Below are 23703 nucleotides of genomic sequence, written 5' to 3'. Positions count from 1 at the left end.
CTTCTTCGGGGGGGGGGGGGGGGGGCGGGGCCCGGCTCCGGCCCTTCAAAACCTCCCCACCCCCAACCCCCGGGGGCGCCGGCGCGGCTCCCGCCGGGCGCGGCCTCCGCGTTCAAGCCCGTCCGGGCCCCCTCCAGCCCGTCCGGCGTTTGAGGACGAACCCGGCGAAGCCGGTGACAGACCGAGCCCCGTACACCGTCACGCCCCCGGCGAGCCCGACGCCTTCTCCAGCTGGAACGCCTCGTTCCCCAGCCCGATGCGGGCATGCGCCTCCGGGTTCCTGGAGCGCAGGAACGCCCCGTACAGCACGCCGACCGCCGCCGCCGCGAAGATGACGCCGGGCAGCACCCAGCTGAGCGTGGAGCCCTCGCCCGCGCCGACCAGCACGTCGAAGTCCTTGACGGTGTAGCCCGCGATCACGAGCAGGCCGACCGCGGCGAGCCCCGACGCGGCGATCCGCCAGGCCTGGGCGCGCGCGGCGCCGCGCCGGGCGAAGAAGACGATGACCGCGACGGAGGCCGTGGCCATCAGGAGGATCACGCCGAGCGCACCGATGTTGCCGCCCCAGGTGAACAGGTGCAGGACCGGCGCGGTCGGGTCGCCCGCCTTCCCGTCGTCGGCGACGGCGAAGCCCATGACGACCACGACCGAGATCACGGTCTGCAGCAGCGAGCCGGTGCCCGGGGCGCCGGTGGAGGTGTTGGTGCGGCCGAACGCGGCGGGCAGCAGCCGCTCCCGGCCCATCGCGAAGGCGTACCGCGCGACGACGTTGTGGAAGCTGAGGATCGCCGCGAACATGCCGGTCACGAAGAGCACGTGCAGGACGTCCGTGAAGGTCCCCCCGAGCCGGTCCTCGGTGAGGCCGAACAGAAGCCCGGCGCTCTGCTCCCGGGCCGCGGGGACGATGCCGGACGGCCCGGCCGCCACCGTGAGCGCCCACGAGCTGAGCGCGAAGAACACGGCCACGAAGCCCACCGCGAAGAACATGACGCGCGCGACGACGACCTGCGGCCTGCTGGTCTCCTCGGCGTACACCGGGGCCTGTTCGAAGCCGGTGAAGGCGGCGATGCAGAAGCACAGCGAGGTGGCCACGCCCGCGCCGGTGAGCGTGTCCGGGTTGAAGGCGTGCAGCGACAGGCCCTCCTTGGCCGGGTCGACGACCGCGGCGATGTCGAAGATGACGACCAGCGCGACCTCGATGAGCAGCAGCACGCCGAGCACGCGCGCGTTGAGGTCGATCTTCAGCCAGGCGAGGACCGCGACGACGGCGACGGCCACCAAGGCCGGGATCCACCAGGCGACCTCGACCTCGAAGTAGGTCTGCAGGAGCCCGGACACCTCGAAGCCGAGCAGCCCGTACAGGCCCGCCTGCAGGGCGCTGTAGGCGACGAGCGCGACCAGCGCGGCGCCCGCGCCCGCGGTGCCGCCGAGGCCGCGGGATATGTACGCGTAGAAGGCGCCGGCGTTGTGCACGTGCCGGCTCATCTCCGCGTATCCCAGGCTGAAGAGCGCGAGGACGACACCGAGGATGAGGAAGAGCAGCGGCTGGCCGACGATGCCCATCACGCCGAAGGTGGTGGGCATGACACCGGCGACGACCATGAGGGGGCCGGTCGCGGCGAGCACGGAGAGCAGCAGCCCCGCGGTGCCGAGCCGGCCGGCGCGCAGGGCGCGCTCCTGCCCCTTGTACGTGCTGATCCCGGTGTCACCCGTCGGCGCGCCGGAGGACCTGGTGCCGCTCGGTGTCGAACTTCCCGTCGCCATGGCGCGGTTGTCCTTTCGGAGGTACGGATCGGGGACGAAGTGTGAAGCGGTGAAGCGGTGAAGCGGGTGGATCTGAGGGGGGAGGGTGAGAGGGGGGAGAGGGGGGAGAAGGGGGAGGGCTCAGGCCGAGCCGAACGCGAGGGCCCGGGCCGCGGCGAACGCCTCGTACGGGTCCCGGTCCGGGTACGACCAGGGGGCCGGGGTGGCGTGCCGTCCGATGCGGTGGAAGAGCGCGGCGGCCTCGGCCGCCCGGCCCTCGCAGGACTTCGCGTGGGCCAGGAAGTTGAGGTCGACGTGGCAGCGCGGGTGGCCCGCCTCGCCGGGCGTCTCCCACTCCAGCCACCAGTCGAAGGCCGCCTTCATGACGCCGCGGGCCCGCCGTCCGACCCAGTGCAGGGAGGCCGCGGGGTCGACCGCCTCCAGGCCCGCGGCGGCGAGCACCCGGTAGCGCTCGGCGTGCGCGACGACCGGGAGCACGGCCAACGGTGAGTCGGCGGGCGCCTGTTCGGCGGCCCAGGACGCGAAGTCGTACACCTCGTGCATCGGGTCCTGCCCTGCGCCGGGGCGCCGTTCGGCGAGCCGGGCCACCATCAGGTGGTGGGCGTGGTGGTGTTCGGGGTGGCGGTGGCGGATCTCGTCGAAGAGGCGGACGACGTCCTCCTCGCGGCCCAGCGAACGCTCCAGGAGGAGCAGCGCGAGCCACGGGGTCGGGTCGGCGGGCACCCGCGCCGCCGCGTCCCGGCATCTCGCGCGCACCCGGTCCGAACGCTCCTTGCCGCGCAGCGCCTTGTGCACGGCGGCGAAGGCGAGCAGCACCTCCGCGTCGTGGCTCTCGGGCTCGGCGAGCCGCCAGTCGCGCGCCCACGCGGTCGTGGTGGGCTCCCGTCCGAGCACGTCGAAGCGGTGCCCCCTGCGGTCCCAGTCGTCGCCGGTGGCCGCGAGCAGCGCGCGGACCTCGGTCCAGCGGCCCTGCGCCAGGGCGGCTCGGGCGGTGACGAGTGCGGCGTCGTCGAGGGCGGCGTCGAAGGCGTGTCCCGCGGACTTCTTGCGGGAGCGGCCCAGTGGGGGCGGGGGTGGTGACACCGCGGGACGTCCTCCCCGGCGCGGCTTGCGTACGGATGATCACGCACAGCAAAGCGGTAGGCACCGCTCCACGTCAAGGCCGCGCGGTGTCCCGCTCTTCACCAACTCGTCGCACAATCTGCCGACTTCGCCCCTCACCTGGGATGACACCGCGTCACGGAGGCGGCGGTCAGCTCACGTCGCGGGCGGCGGCGCGGCCCGCGGCGCGCCCCGAGAAGAGGCAGCCGCCGAGGAAGGTGCCTTCGAGCGAGCGGTAGCCGTGCACTCCCCCGCCGCCGAATCCGGCGGCCTCCCCGGCCGCGTACACGCCCGGCAGCGGCGCGCCGCCCTCGGTCAGGACCCGGGAGGAGAGGTCGGTCTCCAGGCCGCCGAGGGTCTTGCGGGTCAGGATGTTGAGGCGCACGGCGATCAGCGGGCCGGCCTTCGGGTCGAGGACGCGGTGCGGGGCGGCGGCCCGGATGAGCCGGTCGCCGAGGAACTTGCGGGCCCCGCGGATGGCCGTGACCTGGAGGTCCTTGGTGAAGGGGTTGGCGATCTCCCGGTCGCGCGCGGCGAGGGTGCGGGCGAGCGCGGCCTCCTCGATGAGCGGCTTCTCGGTGAGCGCGTTCATGCCGCGCACGAGGGCGCCCAGGTCCTTCTCGACCACGAAGTCGACGCCGTGGTCCATGAACGCCTTGACCGGGCCCGGCACGTCGGCCCGCGCCCGGTCGATGACGCCGCGCACGGACTTGCCGGTCAGGTCGGGGTTCTGCTCGGACCCGCTGAGGGTGAACTCCTTGCCGATGATCCGCTGGTTGAGGACGAACCAGGTGTGGTCGTGACCGGTCTTCATGATGTGGTCGAGGGTGCCGAGGGTGTCGAAGCCGGGGAAGAGCGGCACGGGCAGCCGGTTGCCGCGTGCGTCGAGCCACAACGAGGAGGGGCCCGGCAGGATGCGGATGCCGTGCCGGTCCCAGATGGGGTTCCAGTTCTCGATGCCCTCGGTGTAGTGCCACATGCGGTCGCGGTTGATCAGGCGCGCCCCGGCGTCCTCGGCGATGCCGAGCATCTTGCCGTCCACGTGCGCGGGCACCCCGGAGATCATCTTCCGCGGCGGGGTGCCGAGCCGCTCGGGCCAGTTGGCGCGGACCAGGTCGTGGTTGCCGCCGATGCCGCCGGAGGTGACGATCACCGCCTGGGCACGCAGCTCGAAGGTCCCGGTCACCTCGCGGCTGCTGGCCCCGCCGCGCTCGACGGAGGACGCCTGGAGGACCTCGCCGGTGACCGTGTCGACGCTGCCCGCGCTGCGCGCGAGGCCCGTGACGCGGTGCCGGAAGCGCAGCTCGACCAGGCCGCGGGCCACCCCGGCGCGCACCCGGCGCACGAACGGCGCGAGCAGACCGGGGCCCGTCCCCCAGGTGATGTGGAAGCGCGGCACGGAGTTGCCGTGGCCCTGCGCGTCGTACCCGCCGCGCTCGGCCCAGCCGACCACGGGGAAGAACCGCACGCCCTGGCCGTGCAGCCAGGACCGCTTCTCACCGGCCGCGAAGTCCACGTACGCCTCGGCCCACTGGCGCGGCCAGTGGTCCTCCGGCCGGTCGAAGGCGGCCGTGCCCAGCCAGTCCTGGAGGGCGAGGGCGTGCGAGTCCTTGATCCGCAGCCGGCGCTGCTCCGGCGAGTCCACGAAGAAGAGCCCGCCGAAGGACCAGTGCGCCTGCCCGCCGATGGACTGCTCGGGCTCCTGGTCGACGAGGACGACCCGGCGGCCCGCGTCCACCAGCTCCGCGGTCGCCGCGAGTCCGGCCAGCCCCGCCCCGATCACGATCACATCTGCGTCGTACGCCATTGAGGTCGTCCTCCTCGACAAGGTCCCGCAAGGTTACCGGCGGGTCAGAACCCGGACAGGTCAGATCCTGGACAGCCGAGTGACGCACGTCAACCGGCAGCGGGGAGCAACCCCGTCGAGAGCGAGTGCGCGGGTGCGCGGGGGGACGGATGGCCGCTATCGTCGGCAAAGTCTCCTTTCTCCTCCGCCGGGGCCCGGCCCCGCACCCCCGCCCCCCCGTCTCCAGGTATGTGACGTGTCGGTTCTGGTCCTCGCCCTCGCCGTCGGTGCCGCCTGCTGCCTCGGCCTCGGCTTCGTCCTGCAGCAGAACGCGGCGCGGCAGGCCCCGCTGGGCGACTTCCTCTCGCCGCGGCTGCTGCTCGACCTGGTGCGGGTGCCGCGCTGGCTGGCCGGGATCGGCCTGATGGTGTGCGGGATGGCGCTCGGCGCGGTCGCCCTGGGCCGGGGCGAGGTCTCGCTCGTCGAACCGCTCCTCGCCACCAACCTCCTGTTCGCCCTGGCCCTGTCCCGTCACCAGACGAAGCAGCCGCTGGGTCGCCAGGGCTGGGCCGGGCTCGCGCTGCTCGCGGGCGGCGTCACGGCGTTCATCGTGGCGGGCGAGCCGCGCGGCGGCGACGCCGTGACCGACCCGGTCCGGCACTGGCTGATCATCGGCGTGATGGCGGGCACCGCGCTGCTCCTCGCGGCGTACGCGAAACGCTCCCCGCTCGGCTCCGGACCGGTGCTGCTCGCCCTCGCGGCCGGGCTGCTGTACGGCGTGCAGGACGCGCTGACGCGGGTGAGCGGACAGCGGTTCTCCGCGGGCGGCCTCGCCGAACTCCTCACGGGCTGGCAGCCGTACGGGGTGCTGGCGCTCGGCGTCGTCGGGCTGGTCCTGGTGCAGAGCGCCTTCGAGACGGCGCCCCTGCGGATGTCGCTGCCCGCCCTGACCGCCGCGCAGCCGCTGGCCGGGATCGCGTGCGGCGTCGGCTTCCTCGGCGACCGGCTGCGGACCGACACGGCGGCGCTCGCGTGGGAGGCGTCGGGGCTCGCGGCGATCGTGGCGGGGGTGGTGCTGCTCGGGCTGCACCCCGCGATGCCGGGCGCCGGGCACGGGCCGGGGCGGGAGCGGCTTCCGCTGCCGGGGTGACCCGGCGCCGGTCGCCGGCCTCATTGGCCTCACCGGCCTCACCGACGCCCCCTCCCACTCCCACTCCCCCCCCACACGCACGAGCTCGCTGAGCGCTCGCTTTTTAATAATGGTCGGCATTAGAATGAAGCCATGGCCAGAACATCGGGTCCCGAGACCCGGGAGAAGCTCATCCGGGCCGGCGAGGAGGTCTTCGCCGCCCAGGGCGTGGACGGCGCCCAGCTCAGGGACATCGTCCGGCTCGCGGGCCAGAGCAATCCGTCCGCCGTCCAGTACCACTTCGGCTCCCGCGGCGGCCTGCTCGACGCCGTGATGGCCGAGCGCCAGCGCCGCACCGAGCAGGTCCTCACCGCCGAGCTGGAGCGCGCCGGGGGCACCGCGGCCGACCTGCGCGGGCTGCTCACCGCCCTGATGAACGCCGAGGCCAGCGAGTTGCGCACCGAGCGCGGGCGACGCTGTCTGCGGATCTCCGCGCAGCTCAGCCACGAGAGCGGCGTGCGCACCCGCACCCCGCACCCCACCCTCGACGGCACCGTCTACTGGACGCTGATCGGGCGCGTGGAGGACCGCGTGGCCCGGCTGGCGCCCGGACTCCCCGAGCCGGTCCGCCTGGAGCGCCTCGACCTCGCGCTGACCATGGTCGGCGCCGCCCTGGGCGACCGCGCCCGCCAGTACCTGACCGGCGCCACCCCCCTGACCGGCGAGGACGTCTTCCTCGCGGATCTCGTCGAGACCACCGCAGCCCTGCTGCGGGCCCCGCAACCCACCCTTGGAGACCCCTCATGACCCAGCACGACCTCACCGGACGGACCGTCATCATCACCGGCGCCGCGCGCGGCCTCGGCGCGGAGGCCGCGCGCCAGGCGATCGCCGCGGGCGCCCACGTCGTCCTCACCGACGTCCTGGACGAGGAGGGCAGGGCCACCGCCGCCGAGCTCGGCGAGCGCGCCCGCTTCGCGCACCACGACGTGACGTCCGAGGAGGACTGGCAGCGCGTCACCGATCTCGCGGTCGCCGAGTTCGGGGCGGTCCACGGCCTGGTGAACAACGCCGGGATATCCACCGGCCAGTTCCTGGAGTCGGAGTCCGTCGAGCACTTCCGCAAGGTCCTCGACATCAACCTGACCGGCGTGTTCATCGGCATGAAGACCGTCGTGCCCGCCATGAAGGAGGCCGGCGGCGGCTCGATCGTCAACATCTCGTCCGCCGCGGGCCTGATGGGCCTCGCGCTCACCGCCGGGTACGGCGCCTCCAAGTGGGGCGTGCGCGGCCTGACCAAGATCGGCGCGGTGGAGCTCGGCACCGCCCGCATCCGGGTCAACTCCGTGCACCCCGGCATGACGTACACCCCGATGACCGCCCAGGTCGGCATCGAGAAGGGCGAGGGCAACTACCCCAACACCCCGATGGGCCGGGTGGGCGAGCCGCACGAGATCGCGGGCGCCATGGTCTTCCTGCTCTCGGACGCCGCGTCCTACGTGACCGGCGCGGAGCTCGCCGTCGACGGCGGCTGGACCGCGGGTCCCACGGTCAAGTACGTCATGGGGCAGTGACGGCGCCCCGCGCCGGGGTCGCGTGCGGCCGTGGGGTTGGATGGTCGCCATGAGCGATCCCGCGGCCGGACCGGCCGACCCCCGCGACGAGATCCTGGCCGTCGTCGACGAGCACGACCGGGTCGTCGGCGAGGCGCCGCGCGGCGAGGTCTACGCGCGGGGCCTGCGCCACCGCTGCGTGTTCATCGAGGTGCGGGACGCCCGGGGCCGGGTGTTCGTGCACCGCCGCACCCCGGTCAAGCTGGTCTTCCCCTCGCTGTACGACATGTTCGTGGGCGGTGTGGTCGGGGCGGGCGAGTCGTGCGACGACGCGGCCCTGCGCGAGGCGCAGGAGGAGCTGGGCGTCGAGGGACTGCCGCGCCCCACACCGCTGTTCACGTTCCTCTACGACGACGGCGCCGGGCACTCCTGGTGGTCCCACGTCTACGAGGTGCGCTGCGACCTGCCGGTGGACCCGCAGGCCGAGGAGGTCGCCTGGCACGCCTTCGTCACCGACGAGGAGCTCGCGCGGCGGCTCGACACGTGGGAGTGGGTGCCGGACGGGCTCGCCGCCCACCACCGGCTGAGGGCGTTCCGCGCGGGCTGATCACCACGGCTTATGGTGCGGACGTGAGCAACTTCGTACAGAGCCTGCGGCTGTGGTTCGCCCCCGGGCGCGTCCGCGAGGAGGGCGACACCCCCGACTACCGCTTCTCCCTCGCCAACGAGCGGACCTTCCTGGCCTGGCTGCGCACCGCCCTCGCGCTCATCGGGGGCGGCTTCGCCGTCGACCAGTTCCTGCCGGACCTGCGCTGGGGATGGCGGATCGGACTCGCGCTCGCGCTGCTCGGCGCGGGCGTGCTGAGCTCGCTGCGCGCGGTCAACCACTGGGTGCGCTGCGAACGCGCGATGCGGCGCGGCGACGACCTGCCGGCCAGCCGCTTCCCCGCGGTGCTGAGCCTCGCGGTCGCGGTGGTGGCGCTCGCCATGGTCGTGGTCGTGCTCTTCGGGTGGGAGGGATGACGCGGGCCGGGGAGGGGGTCCGCGACCCGGGGCTCCAGCCGGAGCGGACCCGGCTCGCGTGGCGGCGTACGACGCTCTCCTGCACGGTCGCCGCGGTCCTCGCGGCGCGCGCCGTGCTGCACGGCGGGGCGAGCACGACCGGGCTGCTCGCCGGCGCCCTGTGCCTGCTGCTCTGGCTCGGCTTCCTCGCGGTCGCGCACCGCAGGATGGTCGCCCTGACCGCGGCCAGGCCCCGGCCGCTGACGGTGCGGGGCGCGCGGACGGCGGCGCTGTGCACGCTGGCGCTCGCGGTGTGCGCCGCGGCGATGGTGTTCTGAGCGGCGCCCGGGTCAGTCCGCCCAGAGGGTGTGCTGAGCCGCGCCCGGGTCAGTCCGCCCAGTCGACGGTCACGACGATCTTGCCCCGGGTGCGGCCCTCCGCGCTCAGCCGGTGCGCGTCGTCCGCCCGCTCCAGCGGGAACGTCGCGTCGACGTGGACGGTCACGACGTCCTGCTCGGCGAGCTCGGCCAGGCGCCGCAGGTCGGTCGCGTCGGGGCGTACGAAGCAGTAGTGGCCGCCCAGGCCGATCACCCCGCCGTCCGCGATGGACGCGAGACGGCCGCCCGGCGCGAGGAGTTCGACGGAAGCCTTCAGCGCGTCGCCGCCGACCGTGTCGAAGGCGGCGTCGACCCCCTCGGGGGCGAGCGCGCGGACCCGGTCCACGAGCCCGTCCCCGTAGGTGACCGGCTCGGCGCCGAGCTCCCGGAGGAAGGCGTGGTTGCGCTCGCTCGCGGTGCCGATGACGCGGGCGCCCGCGTGCCGGGCGAGCTGCACCGCGATCGAGCCGACACCGCCGGCCGCCGCGTGCACGAGGACGACGTCGCCCTCGGTCACCGCCAGCGCCTGCGTGACGACCTGGTAGGCGGTGAGCCCGGCGAGCGGCAGCCCCGCGGCCTCCTCGAAGCCGAGGTTGCGCGGCTTGCGGGCCAGGGTGCGCACCGGCGCCGCCACGTACTCGGCGAAGGTGCCGCGCGAGAGGAAGTCCTCGCGGACGTACCCGATGACCTCGTCCCCGACGGCGAACTCCGGGACGGCGGCGCCCGGCTGGACCACCACACCGGCCACGTCCCAGCCCGGGATCACCGGGAAGACCGGGTCGAGCGCGCCGTCGAGGTATCCCTCGCGGCACTTCCAGTCGACGGGGTTCACGGCGGCGGCCCGCACCTTCACCAGGACGGAGTCGGGCCCGACCTTGGGGTCGCGCACCTCCCCGTACTCGAGGACTTCGGGTCCGCCGTAACTGCGGTAGCTGATCGCCTTCATCACGGTCGCCTTCGCGGAGGTCGGGGCATCGACGACAAGGGTCCCATAACGCCGATAACGGGGCATCGGGGGCTAGCCTGAGAGGGTCAGCCCCCACGTCACGGAAGGTGTGCGTCATGACCGCGCTCCACCACGAACACCCGGTGCACGACCACGTCCACGGCCCGGCCTGCGGCCACCCCGAGGTGCCGCACGGCGACCACGTCGACTACGCGCACGACGGACACCTGCACCGTCTGCACACCGACCACTACGACGAGTGCGAGCCCAGCGGCCACACCACGCACCAGGGCCACGACCACCGGCACGGCGACGGCTGCGGGCACGACGCCGTCACGCACGGCGACCACGTGGACTACCTGCACGACGGGCACCGGCACGCGGAGCACGACGGCCACTGGGACGACCACTGAGCACCGGGCACGGCAGCCTCTGGACGGCATACCGACTGGTCGGCATCATGGGGTGACACGTCACCACCACGCCGATCAGGAGCGACCGATGAGCTCAGTCCACCCACCGGGCCTCGACCTCGACCAGGTGCGCGGCCACCTCGACCGCGAGCGGCCCGGCCTGGTCGGCGGGCCGCTGTCGGCCCGGCTCATCGAGGGCGGCCGGTCCAACCTCACCTACGCGGTCACCGACGGCGTCTCGCGGTGGGTGGTCCGGCGGCCCCCGCTGGGCCATGTGCTGGCCACCGCGCACGACATGAAGCGCGAGCACCGGGTCATCGAGGCCCTGCACCGCACCGACGTCCCGGTGCCCGCGCCCGTCCTGCTCTGCGAGGACGAGGCCGTGCTCGGCGCGCCGTTCTACGTGATGGAGTTCGTCGACGGGACGCCGTACCGCACCGCGCAGGAGCTCGCCCCGCTCGGCCCCGAGCGCACCCGCGCCGCGGTGCTCGGGCTCGTCGACACCCTGGTCGACCTGCACGCCGTCGACCCCGTCGCGGCAGGGCTCGGCGACTTCGGACGCCCCGAGGGCTTCCTCGACCGGCAGCTGCGCCGCTGGGGCAAGCAGCTGGACGCGTCCCGCAACCGCGAGCTCCCCGGCATCGACGAGCTGCACGCCGCCCTCGGGCGGGCGCTGCCCGCCTCCCCCGCCGCCACCGTCGTGCACGGCGACTACCGCCTGGACAACGTCCTGATCGGCGACGACGACCGGATCAAGGCCATTCTCGACTGGGAGATGTCCACGCTCGGCGATCCCCTCACCGACCTGGGCCTGCTCGTGATGTACAGCGCGAAGCTGGAGGTGCCCGACTCCCCCGTCAGCACCACCGCGGGCGCGCCGGGCCACCCCGACCCGGCCGAGCTGATCGAGCGGTACGCGGCCCGCTCAGGGCGCGACGTGTCGGCCGTCTCCTGGTACACGGCGTTCGCCTGGTTCAAGCTCGCCGTGATCCTGGAGGGCATCCACTACCGCTACACGCTCGGGCAGACCGTCGGCGCGGGATTCGACCGGATCGGCGAGCTGGTGCCCGTCTTCATCGAGCACGGCCGCCGCACGCTCCAGGCACGGCAGGAAGGCTGACCCGGCGTCATGGACTTCGCATTCGACGCGCGCACCGAAGAGCTGCGCGAGAAGCTGCTCGCCTTCATGGACACGCACGTGTACCCGGCCGAGGCGGTCGCCGACGAGCAGCGCGCCGCACTCGCCTCGCCGTGGGACACCCCGGCCGTGGTCGAGGAGCTGAAGGCCGAGGCCCGCAGGCAGGGCCTGTGGAACCTGTTCTTCGTGGACCACCACGGCGGGCCGGGCACCGGGCCCGGCGCGGGGCTCACCAACCTCCAGTACGCGCCGCTCGCCGAGATCACCGGCCGCTCCCCGCAGCTCGCGCCCACCGCTCTGAACTGCGCGGCGCCCGACACCGGCAACATGGAGCTGCTCGCGCAGTTCGGCACCGACGAGCAGCGCAAGCGGTGGCTGGAGCCGCTGCTCGCCGGTGAGATCCGCTCGGCCTTCGCGATGACCGAGCCGGAGGTGGCCTCCTCGGACGCCACGAACATCACCACGCGCATCGAGCGGGAGGGCGACGAGTACGTCGTCTCCGGCCGCAAGTGGTACATCTCCGGGGCGATGAACCCGGACTGCGCCGTCTTCATCGTGATGGGCAAGACCGATCCGGACGGCGCCGACATCCGCCGCCAGCAGTCCATGGTGCTGGTCCCCCGCGACACCCCCGGGGTCGAGGTCCGGCGCGCCATGCGGGTGTACGGGTACGAGGACCACTACCACGGCGGGCACGCCGAGGTGGTCCTCGACCGGGTCCGGGTCCCCGTCGCGAACCTCGTCGGCGAGGAGGGCGGCGGCTTCGCCATCGCCCAGGCGCGGCTGGGCCCCGGCCGCATCCACCACTGCATGCGGCTGATCGGCATGGCCGAGCGGGCCATCGAGCTGATGTGCCGGCGCGCGGTCGCGCGTACCGCGTTCGGCAAGCCGCTGGCGCGGCAGGGCGTCGTGCAGGAGTGGATCGCGGACGCCCGGGTCGCCGTGGAGCAGCTGCGGCTGCTCGTCCTCAAGACGGCCTGGCTGATGGACACGGTCGGCAACAAGGGGGCGCACACGGAGATCCAGTCGATCAAGATCGCGACTCCGCGCGCGGTGGTCGACATCCTCGACAAGGCGGTGCAGCTGCACGGCGCGGGCGGGGTGAGCCAGGACTTCCCGCTGGCGGAGCTGTGGGCGGCGGCGCGCACGCTGAGACTGGCCGACGGGCCCGACGAAGTGCATCAGCGGTCCCTGGCCCGGCGGGAGCTGAAGAGGTACCTGTAGCCGCGGGTGTGCCGTGGCTCGGTGGGCCGTCCCCCGCGCCCCCGGCTCAGGGTCTGAGCGCCCGCAGCAGCAGGTCCGCGAGGTGGTCGGCCAGTTGCCGGGGGGTCAGGGGGCCGTCGGGGCGGTACCAGGTGGACAGGTGGTGGACCGAGCCGAAGTGGTAGTCGACCACCAGGTCCGCCGGGGTCGCCGTGGAGAAGACGCCGGACTCCTGGCCCTCCTCGATCAGCGCCCGGAAGCGCTCGTGGTAGCGGCGGCGCTCGGCGCGGACCTGCTTGTTCTTCTCCGGCCCCAGGTGGTGCATGGAGCGGAAGAAGATCGACGCGTCGTCGAGGTTGTCGATGATGGTGACCACGACGTCCGCGGCCGCGTCGCGGACCCGGTCGGCGACCGGCGCGTCGGCGTCCGCGATGGCGTCAAGACGCTCCTGCTGGACGCGCAGCAGCCGGGCGTAGACCTCGTGCAGGAGGTCGTCCTTGGAGCCGAAGTAGTGGTACAGGGCGCCCTTGGTGACCCCGGCGGCCTCCACGATCTCCTGCACCGACGTCCGGTCGTAGCCCTGGTCGGCGAAGAGCCGGGTGGCGGCGGCCAGCAGCCGCTGCGGGACGGGCGTGCCGTCACCGTCCGTCGTTCGGGCCACTGCCGCCACCTGCCTTTCGCGTCACTTGCTGTCACGGGTGCGGGAACGCAGTTCCCGCCGGAGGATCTTCCCACTTGTCGTCTTCGGCAACTCCGCGAGGACCTCGACGTCGCGCGGGTACTTGTACGCGGCGAGCCGCTCCTTGCAGTACGCGGTCAGCTCGTCGGGCCCGGTGTCGCTGCCGGGACGCAGGCTGACGTAGGCCTTGACGGTCTCCCCGCGGTAGCTGTCGGGGATGCCGACGACGGCCGCCTCGCGCACGGCGGGGTGGGTGTAGAGGACGTCCTCGACCTCGCGCGGCCACACCTTGAAGCCGGACGCGTTGATCATGTCCTTCTTGCGGTCGACGACATAGAGCCAGCCGGCCGTGTCCATGAACCCGATGTCGCCGGTGCGCAGTTCGCCGCCGGGGAAGGTCTCGGCGGTGGCCTCGGGCCGCCGCCAGTAGCCGGGCACCACCTGCGGTCCGCCGACGACGATCTCGCCCTGCTCGCCGAACGGCACCTCCTCGCCCCGGTCGTCCAGGATGCGTACGACCGTCTCGGGACCCGGGACGCCGACGGCGAGGGTGCCCGAGACCGGGTCGACCGGTGCTTCCTGGCCCGGGGGCACGGAGGCACAGGGGGCGGTGCACTCGGTGAGGCCGTAGCCGTTGTGGAGGTAGGGGCCGAAGGACGCGCGGAACTGCTCCACGAGCGCCGGGGGCAGCGGCGCGCCGCCCGAGGAGATCATCACGAAGGAGTCGAAGTGCGCGCGGGTCACCGACGGGTGGGCGGCGAGCGCCATGAAGGCCGTGGAGGGGCCCACCGTGTAGGCGGGGCGGTGCTCGGCGAAGGCGTCGAGGACCACTCCGGCCTCGAAGCGGTAGGCGAGCGCGAGGGTGCCCGCGTTGGCGACGCACGCGGCGATCTGGGCGACCATGCCGGTGATGTGGAAGAGCGGCGCCATGGCGAAGTAGCAGGAGCCCTCGGGGATTCCGGAGCCAGTGCGCTGGCGTTCGGCGTTGTAGGTGATGTTGCCGTGGGTGTTCATGGCGCCCTTGGGGGTGCCGCTGGTGCCCGAGGTGTAGCTGATCAGCGCGATGTCGGACGGGCCCGGTTCGCGGTCGGCGGGGGCGGGCAGGCCCCGGCGGGCGACGGCCACCAGGTCGTCGGCGTCGTCGGCGGGGGCGGCGCGCCCGAAGTCGAGGACCCGGCGGTCGTCGCGGGACTGCAGGTCCAGCTGACAGGCGGTCAGGACGGTGCCGACGGGCGAGCCCGCCGCCGCGTCGCGCAGATAGGCCTCCCAGGCGCGGTCGGCGCAGATCAGGGCGCTCACCCCGGCGTCGGCGAGGACATGGCCGACCTCGGCCGCCTTGTACATCGGGTTGACGGGGACGACCGTCGCGCCCGCCTTCCACGCGCCGAGCAGCGCGAGCACGAAGTGCGGGGTGTTCTGCAGGAGGATCGCGACGCGGTCGCCGCGGGCGATGCCGCGGGCGGCCAGGTGCCCGGCGACGGAGTCGCTGAGCGCGTCGGTCTCGCGGTAGGTCAGGCGTCCGTCGAAGTAGGCGAGCGCGGTGTGTTCCGGGGCGCGGGCGACGGCGTCGCGGAAGGCGTGGACCACGGAGGGGGCGGGCCGCACGGGGGCGCGCTGGACGTCGCTGAGGCGGCCGAGCCAGGGCTTGGCGGCGTACCGGGACCCGGTGGGGAAGGGGGTGCTCACCGCTCGGTCTCCTCCCACTTCTGCTGGAGGTGGTTCATGCCCGTGAGCCACTTGTCGGGGGTGGCGGCGCGGGCCTGGTAGTACGCGGCGACCTCGGGGTGCGGCAGGATCAGGAAGTCGTCGCGCGCGATGCCGGTGAAGAGTGCTTCGGCCACGTCGTCCGGCTCGATCGCAGTGGGGGTGAGCACGAGGTCGCCCGCGGTGCCGGTGGCGGCGAGCATGTCGGTGCGCACGCCCTGCGGGCAGATCGCGTGGACCTTGATCCCGCGGTGCCGGTAGGTGAGCGAGAGCCACTCGGCGAAGGCGTACGCGCCGTGCTTGGTGACGCTGTAGGGCGCGGCGCCGATCATCGTGAGCAGGCCGGCCGCGGAGACGGTGGAGACGAAGCGGCCGCCGCCGCGCTCCAGCCAGTCGGGCAGCAGCGCGTGGGCCGCCCGCACGTGCGCCATCACGTTGACGTCCCAGGCCGCGGCCCAGACCTCCTCGGGCGCGGCCTCGCTGCCGCCGGAGCCGAGCCCCGCGTTGGCGCAGTACACGTCGACGGTGCCGCCGAGGGCCTCGCGGGCCTCGGGCACGATCACGGACGCGTCGCCCGGCACGGCGATGCCGCCCACCTCGTCGGCGACGGCCGCGGCCTTGGCGCCGTCCAGGTCGTTGACCACGACGCGCGCCCCTTCGGCGGCGAACCGGCGGGCGAGCGCGGCCCCGATCCCGCCTCCCGCGCCGGTGACGACGACTCCCTTGTCCTGCAGGGTCTCCACGAGTGTTCTCCTTCGGCCTGCGGCTCGGCTTCGCTGGCAGACTAACCAGTCGGTATGTCGTGGCGAAAGGGGGGCGTGCGGGCCGGGTTCGTTCGTGCGGCGGGCCGCGGGCGCTAGCGTGCGGGGCCATGAACCTCTCCAGGCGAGGGCTCCTCGCCGCGACCGCGGGCACCGCGATGGTCCCGCCCGGCACGGCGTCGGGCACCCCGCTCCCGGACGCGCCCGCGCCCGCCGCGCCCCGGCTGCGCACCGGCTTCGAGCGGCTGGCGGCCGACGGCTACGCGCCCCTGGCGGGACAGCGGATCGGCGTGATCACCAACCCCACCGGCGTGACCCGCGACGCCCGCCACATCGTGGACGTGCTGCACGCCGACCCGCGGGTGGACGTGGCCGCGGTCTTCGGCCCCGAGCACGGCTTCCGCGGCACCGCGCAGGCGGGCGGCTCCGAGGGGCGGCACGACGACCCGGCGACCGGACTGCCCGTGTACGACACGTACGGCAGGAGCGGCAAGGAGCTCGCGGACGTCTTCGCGGGGTCGGGCGCGGACACGCTGGTCTTCGACATCCAGGACGTGGGCGCCCGCTTCTACACGTACATCTGGACGCTGTACGACTGCATGGTGGCCGCGCGGCGCGCCGGGCAGCGGCTGGTGGTGCTCGACCGGCCGAATCCGGTGACCGGCCGGGAGGCCTACGGGCCGGTCCTGCGGCGGAAGTTCGCGAGCTTCGTGGGGCGCGAGCCGATCGCGCAGGCGCACGGGATGACGGTCGCGGAGCTGGCGCTGCTGTTCAACGGGGAGTTCCTGGAGCACCCCGTCGAGCTCGCGACGGTCCTGATGACGGGGTGGCGGCGCGGCGACTTCTTCGACGCGTCGGGGCTGCCGTGGGTGCCGCCGAGCCCGAACATGCCGACGCCCGACACCGCCCTGGTCTACCCGGGCACCTGCCTGTTCGAGGGCACGAACCTCTCCGAGGGGCGCGGCACCGCCCGCCCCTTCGAGCTGCTCGGCGCGGCGGGCGTCGACCGGCGGTGGGCCGCGGCCCTCGGCGAACTCGGTCTGCCCGGCGTGCACTTCAGGGAGGCGTACTTCTCCCCCACCTTCTCCAAGTTCTCCGGGAAGACCGTCGGCGGGGTGCAACTGCACGTGCACGACCGGGAGTCGTACGACCCGGTGCGCACCGGCGTCGCGCTGCTGGTCACGGCGAAGCAGGTGTGGAGCGGCTTCGCCTGGCGCCCCGACCACTGGATCGACAAGCTGACGGGCTCGCCCCTGGTGCGCACCTCGATCGACGCGGGCGCCGGGACGGACGAGGTGACGGCCGCCTGGCAGGACGACCTCGACCGCTTCCGCGGGGTTCGGCGCCGGTATCTGCGCTACGCATAGGCCACGGCCTAGGCCGTACTTCGTACGCTCGCGTGCAGGATGTGGGCCAGTTCGTGGGGCTGGGAGAACATCGGCCAGTGGCCGGTGTCCATCTCGACGAGGCGCCAGCGGTCGCTCTTGAGCAGTTCGGCGGCGTCGTCCGAGGGTTCGTCGCCGTCGAGCAGGCACTTGATGTACGTGGCGGGCAGTTCGCCGAGGGGGCGGGCGAGGACCGCGGGCCCGGTGAGGGTGGCGCCGGGGTGCGGGGTCGAGCCGCCGGCGATCCGGGCGATCTGCTCGCTGTCCAGCCCCTGCCCGTCGAAGTCGGCCGCGTTCAGCGACCAGTCGCCGCCGTCCTCGGCGAGCCGGGCCCGGAAGGCCGGTTCGCCCTGCCACCACAGGGAGGCGAAGGACTCGCCGTCCACCGGGACGGCGGCGTCCACGAACACGACGCGGGCGAGCCGGTCGCCGAGCCGCTCGGCCGCCTGGCCCACGGGGATGCCCGCGTAGCTGTGCCCGACGAGGACGACGTCGCGCAGGCCCAGGCGCTCGACCTCGTCCACGACGTCCCGGACGTGGGTCTCCTGGTCGGCCGGGAGGTGCTGTTTGTCGGCGAGGCCGGAGAGGGTCAGCGGGTGGGCGCCGTGCCCGGCGGCCCGCAGTTCGGCGGCCACGTCCTCCCATACCCAGGAGCCGAGCCACGCGCCTGCCACCAGTATGAATTCCGCCATGCCGCAGAACCTACACGCGCCGGCCGCGGTGGGGCAGCCCCCGCGGAAGGGGCCGCGGAGGGGCCACATCTCAGTGGTCGAGACGAGCCGTCCCGGGTATTGACTGCCCCCTACACGCACCAAGAGAGTGCCGGTCGTGCACAGCGACGCGACAGCAATCGAGAAGCGGCAGGTCCGGGACGTCCAGGGCGCCGACGGCAGCCCGGAGAGCCTGCGCCGGGTGGCGGTGGCCTCCTTCATCGGGACGGCCATCGAGTTCTACGACTTCTACATCTACGGCACGGCCGCCGCCCTGGTCCTGAACGAGGCGTTCTTCCCCACCCTCGACCCGGTCAACGCCACCCTCGCCTCGTTCTCCACCTACGCGGTGGCGTTCGCGGCCCGGCCCATCGGCTCGGTGGTCTTCGGGCACTTCGGCGACCGCGTGGGCCGCAAGTCCGTCCTGGTGGCCTCGCTGCTCCTGATGGGGCTCTCCACCGCCCTCGTCGGGCTGCTGCCCGGCTACGGCACGTGGGGCATCTGGGCGCCGGCGCTGCTCATCCTGCTGCGCTTCCTCCAGGGCATCGGGCTCGGCGGCGAGTGGGGCGGGGCCGCGCTGCTCGCGGTGGAGCACGCGCCGAGCAGGAAGCGCGGACTGTACGCGGCCTTCCCCCAACTCGGCCCGTCCGTCGGGTTCTTCGCGGCCACCGGCGTCTTCTGGCTGCTCTCGGCCGTCCTGAGCGACGACGCGTTCCGCTCGTGGGGCTGGCGCGTGCCGTTCCTGCTCTCCTTCCTGCTCGTCGCCGTCGGCCTGTTCGTCCGGCTCAGGATCAGCGAGACGCCGGTCTTCGCCGAGGTCATGGCGGCGCAGGAGGCCAGCAAGGTGCCCACGCTGGACGTGCTGCGCCGCCATCCCCGCGAACTGCTCCTCGGCGCGGGCGGCATGGTCGTCGCCTACGGCCTCTTCTACACGGCCACGACCTACTGCCTCTCCTACGCCACCGGCACCCTGCACATCTCCCGCGACACCATGCTCGGCCTGTCCCTGGTGGCCTGTCTCTTCCTCGCGGCCGGGACCTGGCTCGCCGCGACACGCTCCGACGCGGCGGGGCGGCGCAGGCTGGTGCTGGCCGGGGCGGGGCTCGCGGTCGTGTGGGGCCTCGTCCTCTTCCCGCTCCTGGACACCGAGCAGCCGGTGCTCGTCGCCCTCGCCATCGGCGGCGCGCTGTTCTGCATGGGCGTCGTCTACGGCCCGATGGGCGCGTATCTGCCCGAGCTGTTCGGCACGAGCGTGCGCTACTCGGGAGCCTCGCTCGCGTACAACCTGGGCGGTGTGCTCGGCGGTGCCGTCTCGCCGCTGGTGGCGACCCGGCTGCAGGCGGCCTTCGGGTCCTCGTCCGTCGGCTGGTACGTGAGTGCGATGGCGGTCGTCTCCCTGCTCTGCGTGCTCGCGCTGCCGGAGACCCGGGAGCGCGACCTCGTCTGAGGGGTGTGCGGGCCGGGTCGCGCGATCCGGGTGGTGCGCGACGTCTGGCCAGGTGGGCAGGACCGCAGGACCATACCGGCGTGGAGCCCTACTGGGAATTGACCTTCGACGCCGACGGCGACGTCGACACCACCCAGCGCGCGGAGCTGCTGGCCGGCGCGGAACACGAACGCGTCACCGATCTGCTCGTCTTCGCGCACGGCTGGAACAACGAGAAGAAGGACGCCAGGAAGCTGTACCGGCGGTTCTTCACCCCGTGCCGGGACCTCGCGGGGCCGGGCGTGCGCCTGGGCTACGTCGGGGTGCTGTGGCCCGCCATCCGCTTCCCCGACGAACCGATCCCCGACTTCGACCCGTCCGCCGCCCCCGTCCCCGCCACGCCGCCGGGCGAGCCCGCGCTCGACGCGGCGACCCGGCAGGCGCTCGACCGCGCCTTCCCCGACCACGCGGAGACCCTCGACCGGATCGCCGCGCTGCTCGCCGAGCGGTCCCGGGTGCCCTCGCAGGTCTACGAGTTCGGCCGGCAGGTGCGCGAGCTGGTCTCGCTGCGCGAGACGCACCCGGCGCGCCACTTCGGCCAGGACACCGGCGCGGGCGAGCCCGCCATGCTCACCGACGACGCGGTCCAGGTGTGCGAGCTCTTCGCCGCCGCCCGCGCGGACACCGGCGAGCCCGCCCTGCTGGGCGAGATCCGCGAGCGGCTGTGGGACGGCGCCCACGAGCTGCTGCGGCAGGGCACGTACTACGCGATGAAGCGGCGGGCGGGCGCGGTGGGCCAGCTGGGCCTCGGGCCCGCGATCGGGCTGCTGGCCGCCGACGTGCCGGCCATCAGGGTGCACCTCATCGGCCACAGTTTCGGCGCCCGCCTCGTCTCGTACGCGTTGCGCGGGATGCCCGCGGACGTGCGGGCGGTGAAGTCGGTGACGCTGCTCCAAGGAGCCTTCTCGCACTACACGTTCGCCGAGCGGCTGCCCCACGACACGTCGCGGGGCGGTGCCCTGCACGGCGTGCAGGACCGGGTCGACGGGCCGCTGGTCTCCTGCTACTCGCGCTTCGACGACGCGCTGGGCAAGCTCTACCCGCTGGCGTCGAAGCTGGCCGGTGACTCCTCCAGCTTCCTGAACCTGTGGGAGCGGTGGGGCGCCATCGGCTACAACGGCGTGCGGTCGGTGCCGCGCACCCGGCGCATCGAGCTGGGCCAGAAGATCCCGGCCAAGGGCTGTGTGAGCGTCGACGTGGCGTCGGTGGTGCGGCGGGGCGGTCCGCCGGCCGGCGCGCACAGCGACGTGTGCCACCAGGAGCTGGCGCGCGTGGTGTTCGCCGCGGGACGGATCGCGCTCGCCTGACGGAAGAGGGCGGGCGCGGACCGGCGGCGGCCCGGACCCCCGCACCGGGGATCCGGGCCGCCGCCACTCGCGGAATGACGGACTGACGGACCGAGGGACGAACTGACGGACCGGCAAACTGACGGACCGGCAGACCGGCAGACCGGCGGACCGGCGGACCGGCAGACCGACCGCCGTGCGCGGCTACGGGCGGTGCCGCGGGAACTCCACGACCTGCTGGTAGGTCGGGCGGTTCTGCCACTGGATCGGCTTGTGCGTGATGCCGCCGAGCGCCCGGTGGATGACCGCGTCGGCACACCACTGGTCGCCCGCCTTGCACGCGTCGTCACCGGGGTAGACCTCGGTGGCCGGCTTGGCGACGGCCTGCGCGAGCGTGCCGAGCAGGGCGTCGCGGCAGGCGTCCAGCTTGCCGCCGCCGCAGTAGGCGTCGCCCAGCCCGCCCCGCACGGGCTCGCCGAGGACCGTGCGCAGGTCCTTGTCGGCGTAGCCCCACCAGCCGTACTGGAAGGCCGATCCGGCGTGCGCCCCGGTGGGCCCGTGCCCGGCCGACGGCGACTCGTCGGTGGCGAGCTGCGCGGTGAGGGCCTCGTACAGGTCCTTGCCGAGGCCCGGCTTGAACTCGGCCTCGACGAGCAGCGGCCACCAGGCGTCCATGACACGCACGGCGTCGGGGTGGGCGTACGCCTTGGACCCCGCCGACGTCTGGTTGCGCTGGGCACCCGCCTTGCGCCAGGCCTCCAACTGCTGGACGGCCTTGGCCAGTTGCGGGTCGGTGATCGGCTTGCTGCGCAGCACCTTGAGGAGCTCGGGCAGCACCTGTTCGCCGCGCAGGTCGGTCACGGCGGCCTCGGACATGGCCCGGGTGAGCGAGGCGCGGGTGACGCCGCCCTCCTCGGTGAGCTTCTTGACCCGCCCGTCGAGCAGGTCGCCGCGGTGCACGGCGCTCAGGCCGAAGCCCGCCGTGCTGAAGTCCTTGGCCTGCTTGTTGTTCCAGGAGATGTAGTAGTCCTGGTTGACGGACTGCGGGTGCTCGGCGGGCGGTGTCTGCGCCGAGGTGTTGTCGGCCGGGTCGAAGTCCTGCCACTCGTAGTCGGGTCGGGCCTCGACGGGCAGCGCGGGGTCGACGCCGTCGGCGCGCTCGGGGTTGGCACCGCTGTTGTAGTACGCGGTGTCGCGGGAGTCGGCGTAGAACCAGTTGAAGGCGTAGCTGATGTTCTGCGCGGCCTTCTTGAACGTCGCGGCGTCCTTGACGTACGTCGGGTCGTTCAGCATCTGGAAGCCGATGATCGAGTCGGCCTCGTGGCGGTAGGTGGAGCGCAGCGAGACATAGGCGACGGGCTTTCCGTCGGCCTGCGCGCGGTGCGTGACGATGCCGTACTTGGTGCGGAAGACCTGCATGCGGTAGGAGCCCGCGGCGGTGGAGTCGGCGAGCGTGGGCTTCCAGGCGTTCTTGCGCTCCAGCTTCTCCATCGGCGTGCAGGTGCCGTGGTAGAGGTAGCCGGCCGACTGCTTGGTGGGCGTGCCGCCGCCCGGCTCGCAGAGCTCGACGGCGTAGGTGTCGGTGATGTCCTGCCCCGCGGAGGTCGCCGACCAGGCGTAGTCCTGGCCGCGGCCCAGCTGGATGTACATGCCGACGCCCGCGAAGGAGACGCCGCGTGCGCTGATGCCCGGGCCCTGGAGTTCCTGCTGCATGAGGAGCTGGGGCGCGAAGTAGCCGGTCTGCGGTCCGAAGACGGCGACGGGGTTGCCGCTCGCGGTGTGCTTGCCGGAGACGACCAGCGCGTTGGACATGCCCTTCTTGTGGCCGTCCTGGCGGAAGAGGTCGGAGGGCAGCACGCCCTTGTCGTACATGCCCTGCAGCGGCTTGAGCTTCTTGGGCGCCCGCACCGGGTCCTTGGCGCCGCTCTTCGCGCCGCCCTCGCGGTCGTAGACGAGTTGCTCGCGCTCGACGGAGCCGGGGTCGGGCAGTGCGGTGCCGCGCGCCTTGTCGGGTTTGCCCGCGTACGGGAAGCTCGTGCCGTCGTGGATGGTCTGGACGGCCTCGGGGTCGTTGCGGGCGCGGAAGGCCTCCCAGACCTCGGTGCCCTTCTCGACGCCGTACTTCTCCTGGGACTTCAGGAGCGAGAGGGCGGACTCGACCTCTCCGCCGCCGCCGTTGCCGAAGAGCCCGCCGACCACGGAGGCCAGCGCGATCATGTCAGTGATCTTGAACGGCTCTATCTCGCCGATGTTGGTGATCGCGTCGATCTTGCCGGTCAGGACGTACTCACCGGGGAAGTAGCGGCCGTTCTTGGACTTCACGCGGTACGCGTTGAGCCCGTCGATGTAGGCCTGCGCGTCCTCCATGGCCTGCTTGCCGCGCTCGCCCTGCGTGGACCTGATGTACTCGACCTGCTTCTCCAGGTCCTGCTCGGTGTACGGGGCCTGCGGCCAGAACTGCTGCTCCAGGCCCTGGTTGGCGAGTGCGCCGCCCGCGAACGAGGTCAGCTGGCCGCGCCCGATGTGCCGGAACAGGTCGATGAGCCAGAGCCGGTCCTGCCCGGCGGCGAAGCCCGCGCCGAACTCGGTGCCGTAGCGCGTGGTGCCCTTGATGTGCGGGACGCCGTACTTCTTGTCCCGGGTGATCGTCACGTCGTCCCGCGGCTTGGTCACGGAGTCGACCTGGTCGCCGGGCACCCCGAAGGAGGCGTCGTTGAAGAACTCGGTGAGCCGGTCGTCGGTGAGCGAGGGGTAGCCCGAGGAGAGGGCGTCGTAGGGGCCCAACTGGTCGTCGGCGTGCTTGGGTTGGGTGCCGAGCAGCCGGTGGGCGAGGATCTCGGCGAGCGTCGCGCCGCCGTTCGCGCCGGGCGGCAGGACGTCCGCGCACTGGCCCGCGCAGTAGTCGTCGGCCGCCGCGGACCGCTCCGCGGCGACGGGGTCCCGCGGGGCGGCGGCCACCCCTGGCAGGGGCGCGAGCAGGGAGGCGCCGAGCGCGAGCGCCGCCCCCGCGGTGAGTGTTCTGAGCCTGACGTTGCGTCGTCGCATGGGTGCTCCTCCGGGGGTCTGCGGAAGGCCGATGCGGCGGAGGCTACTGGCGGGTTGGCCAACTCGAAAGATGAACATGCGTCGCCTTTTCCGAATCACCACAACGCGCCCCCCTTGTGTCTGCATCACCCCAGATCAGTGGGGCAGGCGGAAAAAGGTCACGCGATGAGGGAGCCGAATCGCGTGTCGATACGTCTACTCGGCGACGTCGTCGCGCACGCGACGGACCACGACG

The 23703-nt window shown here is 73.2% G+C and carries 21 protein-coding genes; 12 read left to right on the top strand and 9 right to left on the bottom strand.

The genetic code is table 11. The features are described 5' to 3' along the window. Nucleotides 1–198: 198 nt before the first annotated feature. The 3 genes from ACFYXE_RS35715 to ACFYXE_RS35705 form a co-directional block, all read right to left on the bottom strand. Nucleotides 199–1764: an APC family permease gene (locus ACFYXE_RS35715; RefSeq protein ID WP_389319882.1), complete on the bottom strand. Its 1566-nt coding sequence runs from the start codon at nt 1762–1764 to the stop codon at nt 199–201. 120 nt (nt 1765–1884) lie between these two features. Next, nucleotides 1885–2847 carry a hypothetical protein gene (locus tag ACFYXE_RS35710; protein ID WP_389319879.1) on the bottom strand — a complete coding sequence of 321 codons (963 nt, stop codon included), beginning with the start codon at nt 2845–2847 and terminating at the stop codon, nt 1885–1887. Between the two features lie 169 nt (nt 2848–3016). After that, nucleotides 3017–4672, bottom strand: coding sequence for an FAD-binding dehydrogenase (locus tag ACFYXE_RS35705; protein WP_389319876.1), 1656 nt, complete (start codon nt 4670–4672; stop codon nt 3017–3019). A 235-nt stretch (nt 4673–4907) separates the two neighbouring features. On the opposite strand from ACFYXE_RS35705, the gene ACFYXE_RS35700 reads away from it, so the two are divergent. The 6 genes from ACFYXE_RS35700 (at nt 4908) to ACFYXE_RS35675 (ending at nt 8673) form a co-directional block, all read left to right on the top strand. Further along, a complete protein-coding gene (locus ACFYXE_RS35700) occupies nt 4908–5801 on the top strand; it encodes a DMT family transporter (protein ID WP_389319873.1) in 894 nt (297 codons plus the stop codon). A gap of 132 nt (nt 5802–5933) precedes the next feature. Further along, nucleotides 5934–6587, top strand: coding sequence for a TetR family transcriptional regulator (locus tag ACFYXE_RS35695; RefSeq protein WP_361168238.1), 654 nt, complete (start codon nt 5934–5936; stop codon nt 6585–6587). Beyond that, on the top strand, nt 6584–7354 hold the full coding sequence (locus tag ACFYXE_RS35690) for a glucose 1-dehydrogenase (protein ID WP_389319870.1): 771 nt from the start codon (nt 6584–6586) through the stop codon (nt 7352–7354). The genes ACFYXE_RS35695 and ACFYXE_RS35690 overlap by 4 nt, the downstream gene beginning before the upstream one ends. Nucleotides 7355–7403: 49 nt before the next feature. After that, complete coding sequence (locus tag ACFYXE_RS35685; RefSeq protein WP_389319867.1) at nt 7404–7940, top strand: NUDIX hydrolase; 537 nt, start codon at nt 7404–7406, stop codon at nt 7938–7940. 23 nt (nt 7941–7963) lie between these two features. Next, a complete protein-coding gene (locus tag ACFYXE_RS35680; protein ID WP_389319864.1) occupies nt 7964–8356 on the top strand; it encodes a YidH family protein in 393 nt (130 codons plus the stop codon). Beyond that, nucleotides 8353–8673 carry a DUF202 domain-containing protein gene (locus tag ACFYXE_RS35675; protein WP_389319861.1) on the top strand — a complete coding sequence of 107 codons (321 nt, stop codon included), beginning with the start codon at nt 8353–8355 and terminating at the stop codon, nt 8671–8673. Before ACFYXE_RS35680 ends, ACFYXE_RS35675 begins: the two co-directional genes overlap by 4 nt. 49 nt (nt 8674–8722) lie before the next feature. On the opposite strand, the gene ACFYXE_RS35670 is transcribed toward ACFYXE_RS35675, so the two are convergent. Next, nucleotides 8723–9658: an NADP-dependent oxidoreductase gene (locus ACFYXE_RS35670; RefSeq protein WP_389319858.1), complete on the bottom strand. Its 936-nt coding sequence runs from the start codon at nt 9656–9658 to the stop codon at nt 8723–8725. A 116-nt stretch (nt 9659–9774) separates the two neighbouring features. Here ACFYXE_RS35670 and ACFYXE_RS35665 point away from each other — a divergent pair, with 116 nt between their 5' ends. From ACFYXE_RS35665 to ACFYXE_RS35655, 3 genes are all read left to right on the top strand, one after another. After that, nucleotides 9775–10071: a hypothetical protein gene (locus tag ACFYXE_RS35665; RefSeq protein WP_361168256.1), complete on the top strand. Its 297-nt coding sequence runs from the start codon at nt 9775–9777 to the stop codon at nt 10069–10071. Nucleotides 10072–10159: 88 nt separating this feature from the next. Next, nucleotides 10160–11191: a phosphotransferase family protein gene (locus tag ACFYXE_RS35660; protein WP_389319855.1), complete on the top strand. Its 1032-nt coding sequence runs from the start codon at nt 10160–10162 to the stop codon at nt 11189–11191. Nucleotides 11192–11200: 9 nt separating this feature from the next. Further along, nucleotides 11201–12433 carry an acyl-CoA dehydrogenase family protein gene (locus ACFYXE_RS35655; protein ID WP_389319852.1) on the top strand — a complete coding sequence of 411 codons (1233 nt, stop codon included), beginning with the start codon at nt 11201–11203 and terminating at the stop codon, nt 12431–12433. 46 nt (nt 12434–12479) lie between these two features. On the opposite strand, the gene ACFYXE_RS35650 is transcribed toward ACFYXE_RS35655, so the two are convergent. The 3 genes from ACFYXE_RS35650 to ACFYXE_RS35640 are packed head-to-tail and all read right to left on the bottom strand — an operon-like array spanning nt 12480 to nt 15538. After that, nucleotides 12480–13073, bottom strand: coding sequence for a TetR/AcrR family transcriptional regulator (locus tag ACFYXE_RS35650; protein ID WP_389319849.1), 594 nt, complete (start codon nt 13071–13073; stop codon nt 12480–12482). A gap of 21 nt (nt 13074–13094) precedes the next feature. After that, entirely contained in the window at nt 13095–14777 is a 1683-nt protein-coding gene (locus ACFYXE_RS35645) for a class I adenylate-forming enzyme family protein (protein ID WP_389319846.1), read from the bottom strand. Continuing rightward, nucleotides 14774–15538, bottom strand: a complete 765-nt coding sequence (locus tag ACFYXE_RS35640; protein ID WP_389319843.1) for an SDR family oxidoreductase — start codon at nt 15536–15538, stop codon at nt 14774–14776. Before ACFYXE_RS35640 ends, ACFYXE_RS35645 begins: the two co-directional genes overlap by 4 nt. A 128-nt stretch (nt 15539–15666) precedes the next feature. Here ACFYXE_RS35640 and ACFYXE_RS35635 point away from each other — a divergent pair, with 128 nt between their 5' ends. Continuing rightward, nucleotides 15667–16923: an exo-beta-N-acetylmuramidase NamZ domain-containing protein gene (locus ACFYXE_RS35635; RefSeq protein ID WP_389319840.1), complete on the top strand. Its 1257-nt coding sequence runs from the start codon at nt 15667–15669 to the stop codon at nt 16921–16923. An 8-nt stretch (nt 16924–16931) separates the two neighbouring features. Here the strand turns inward: ACFYXE_RS35635 and ACFYXE_RS35630 are convergent, their stop codons facing one another. Beyond that, complete coding sequence (locus tag ACFYXE_RS35630) at nt 16932–17633, bottom strand: alpha/beta fold hydrolase (protein WP_389319837.1); 702 nt, start codon at nt 17631–17633, stop codon at nt 16932–16934. 136 nt (nt 17634–17769) lie between these two features. On the opposite strand from ACFYXE_RS35630, the gene ACFYXE_RS35625 reads away from it, so the two are divergent. Together ACFYXE_RS35625 and ACFYXE_RS35620 are read left to right on the top strand one after the other, a co-directional pair. Next, nucleotides 17770–19098: an MFS transporter gene (locus ACFYXE_RS35625; RefSeq protein WP_389319834.1), complete on the top strand. Its 1329-nt coding sequence runs from the start codon at nt 17770–17772 to the stop codon at nt 19096–19098. An 80-nt stretch (nt 19099–19178) separates the two neighbouring features. After that, entirely contained in the window at nt 19179–20444 is a 1266-nt protein-coding gene (locus ACFYXE_RS35620) for a serine-threonine protein kinase (protein ID WP_389319831.1), read from the top strand. A 183-nt stretch (nt 20445–20627) separates the two neighbouring features. On the opposite strand, the gene ACFYXE_RS35615 is transcribed toward ACFYXE_RS35620, so the two are convergent. Further along, nucleotides 20628–23468 carry a penicillin acylase family protein gene (locus ACFYXE_RS35615; RefSeq protein WP_389319828.1) on the bottom strand — a complete coding sequence of 947 codons (2841 nt, stop codon included), beginning with the start codon at nt 23466–23468 and terminating at the stop codon, nt 20628–20630. Nucleotides 23469–23703 lie beyond the last annotated feature (235 nt).

The sequence above is a fragment of the Streptomyces sp. NPDC002564 genome, from assembly GCF_042889645.1.
Classification (GTDB): domain Bacteria; phylum Actinomycetota; class Actinomycetes; order Streptomycetales; family Streptomycetaceae; genus Streptomyces.
The sequence above is the reverse complement of the archived record's forward strand: the minus strand, read 5'-3'. Positions and strand labels throughout refer to the sequence as shown.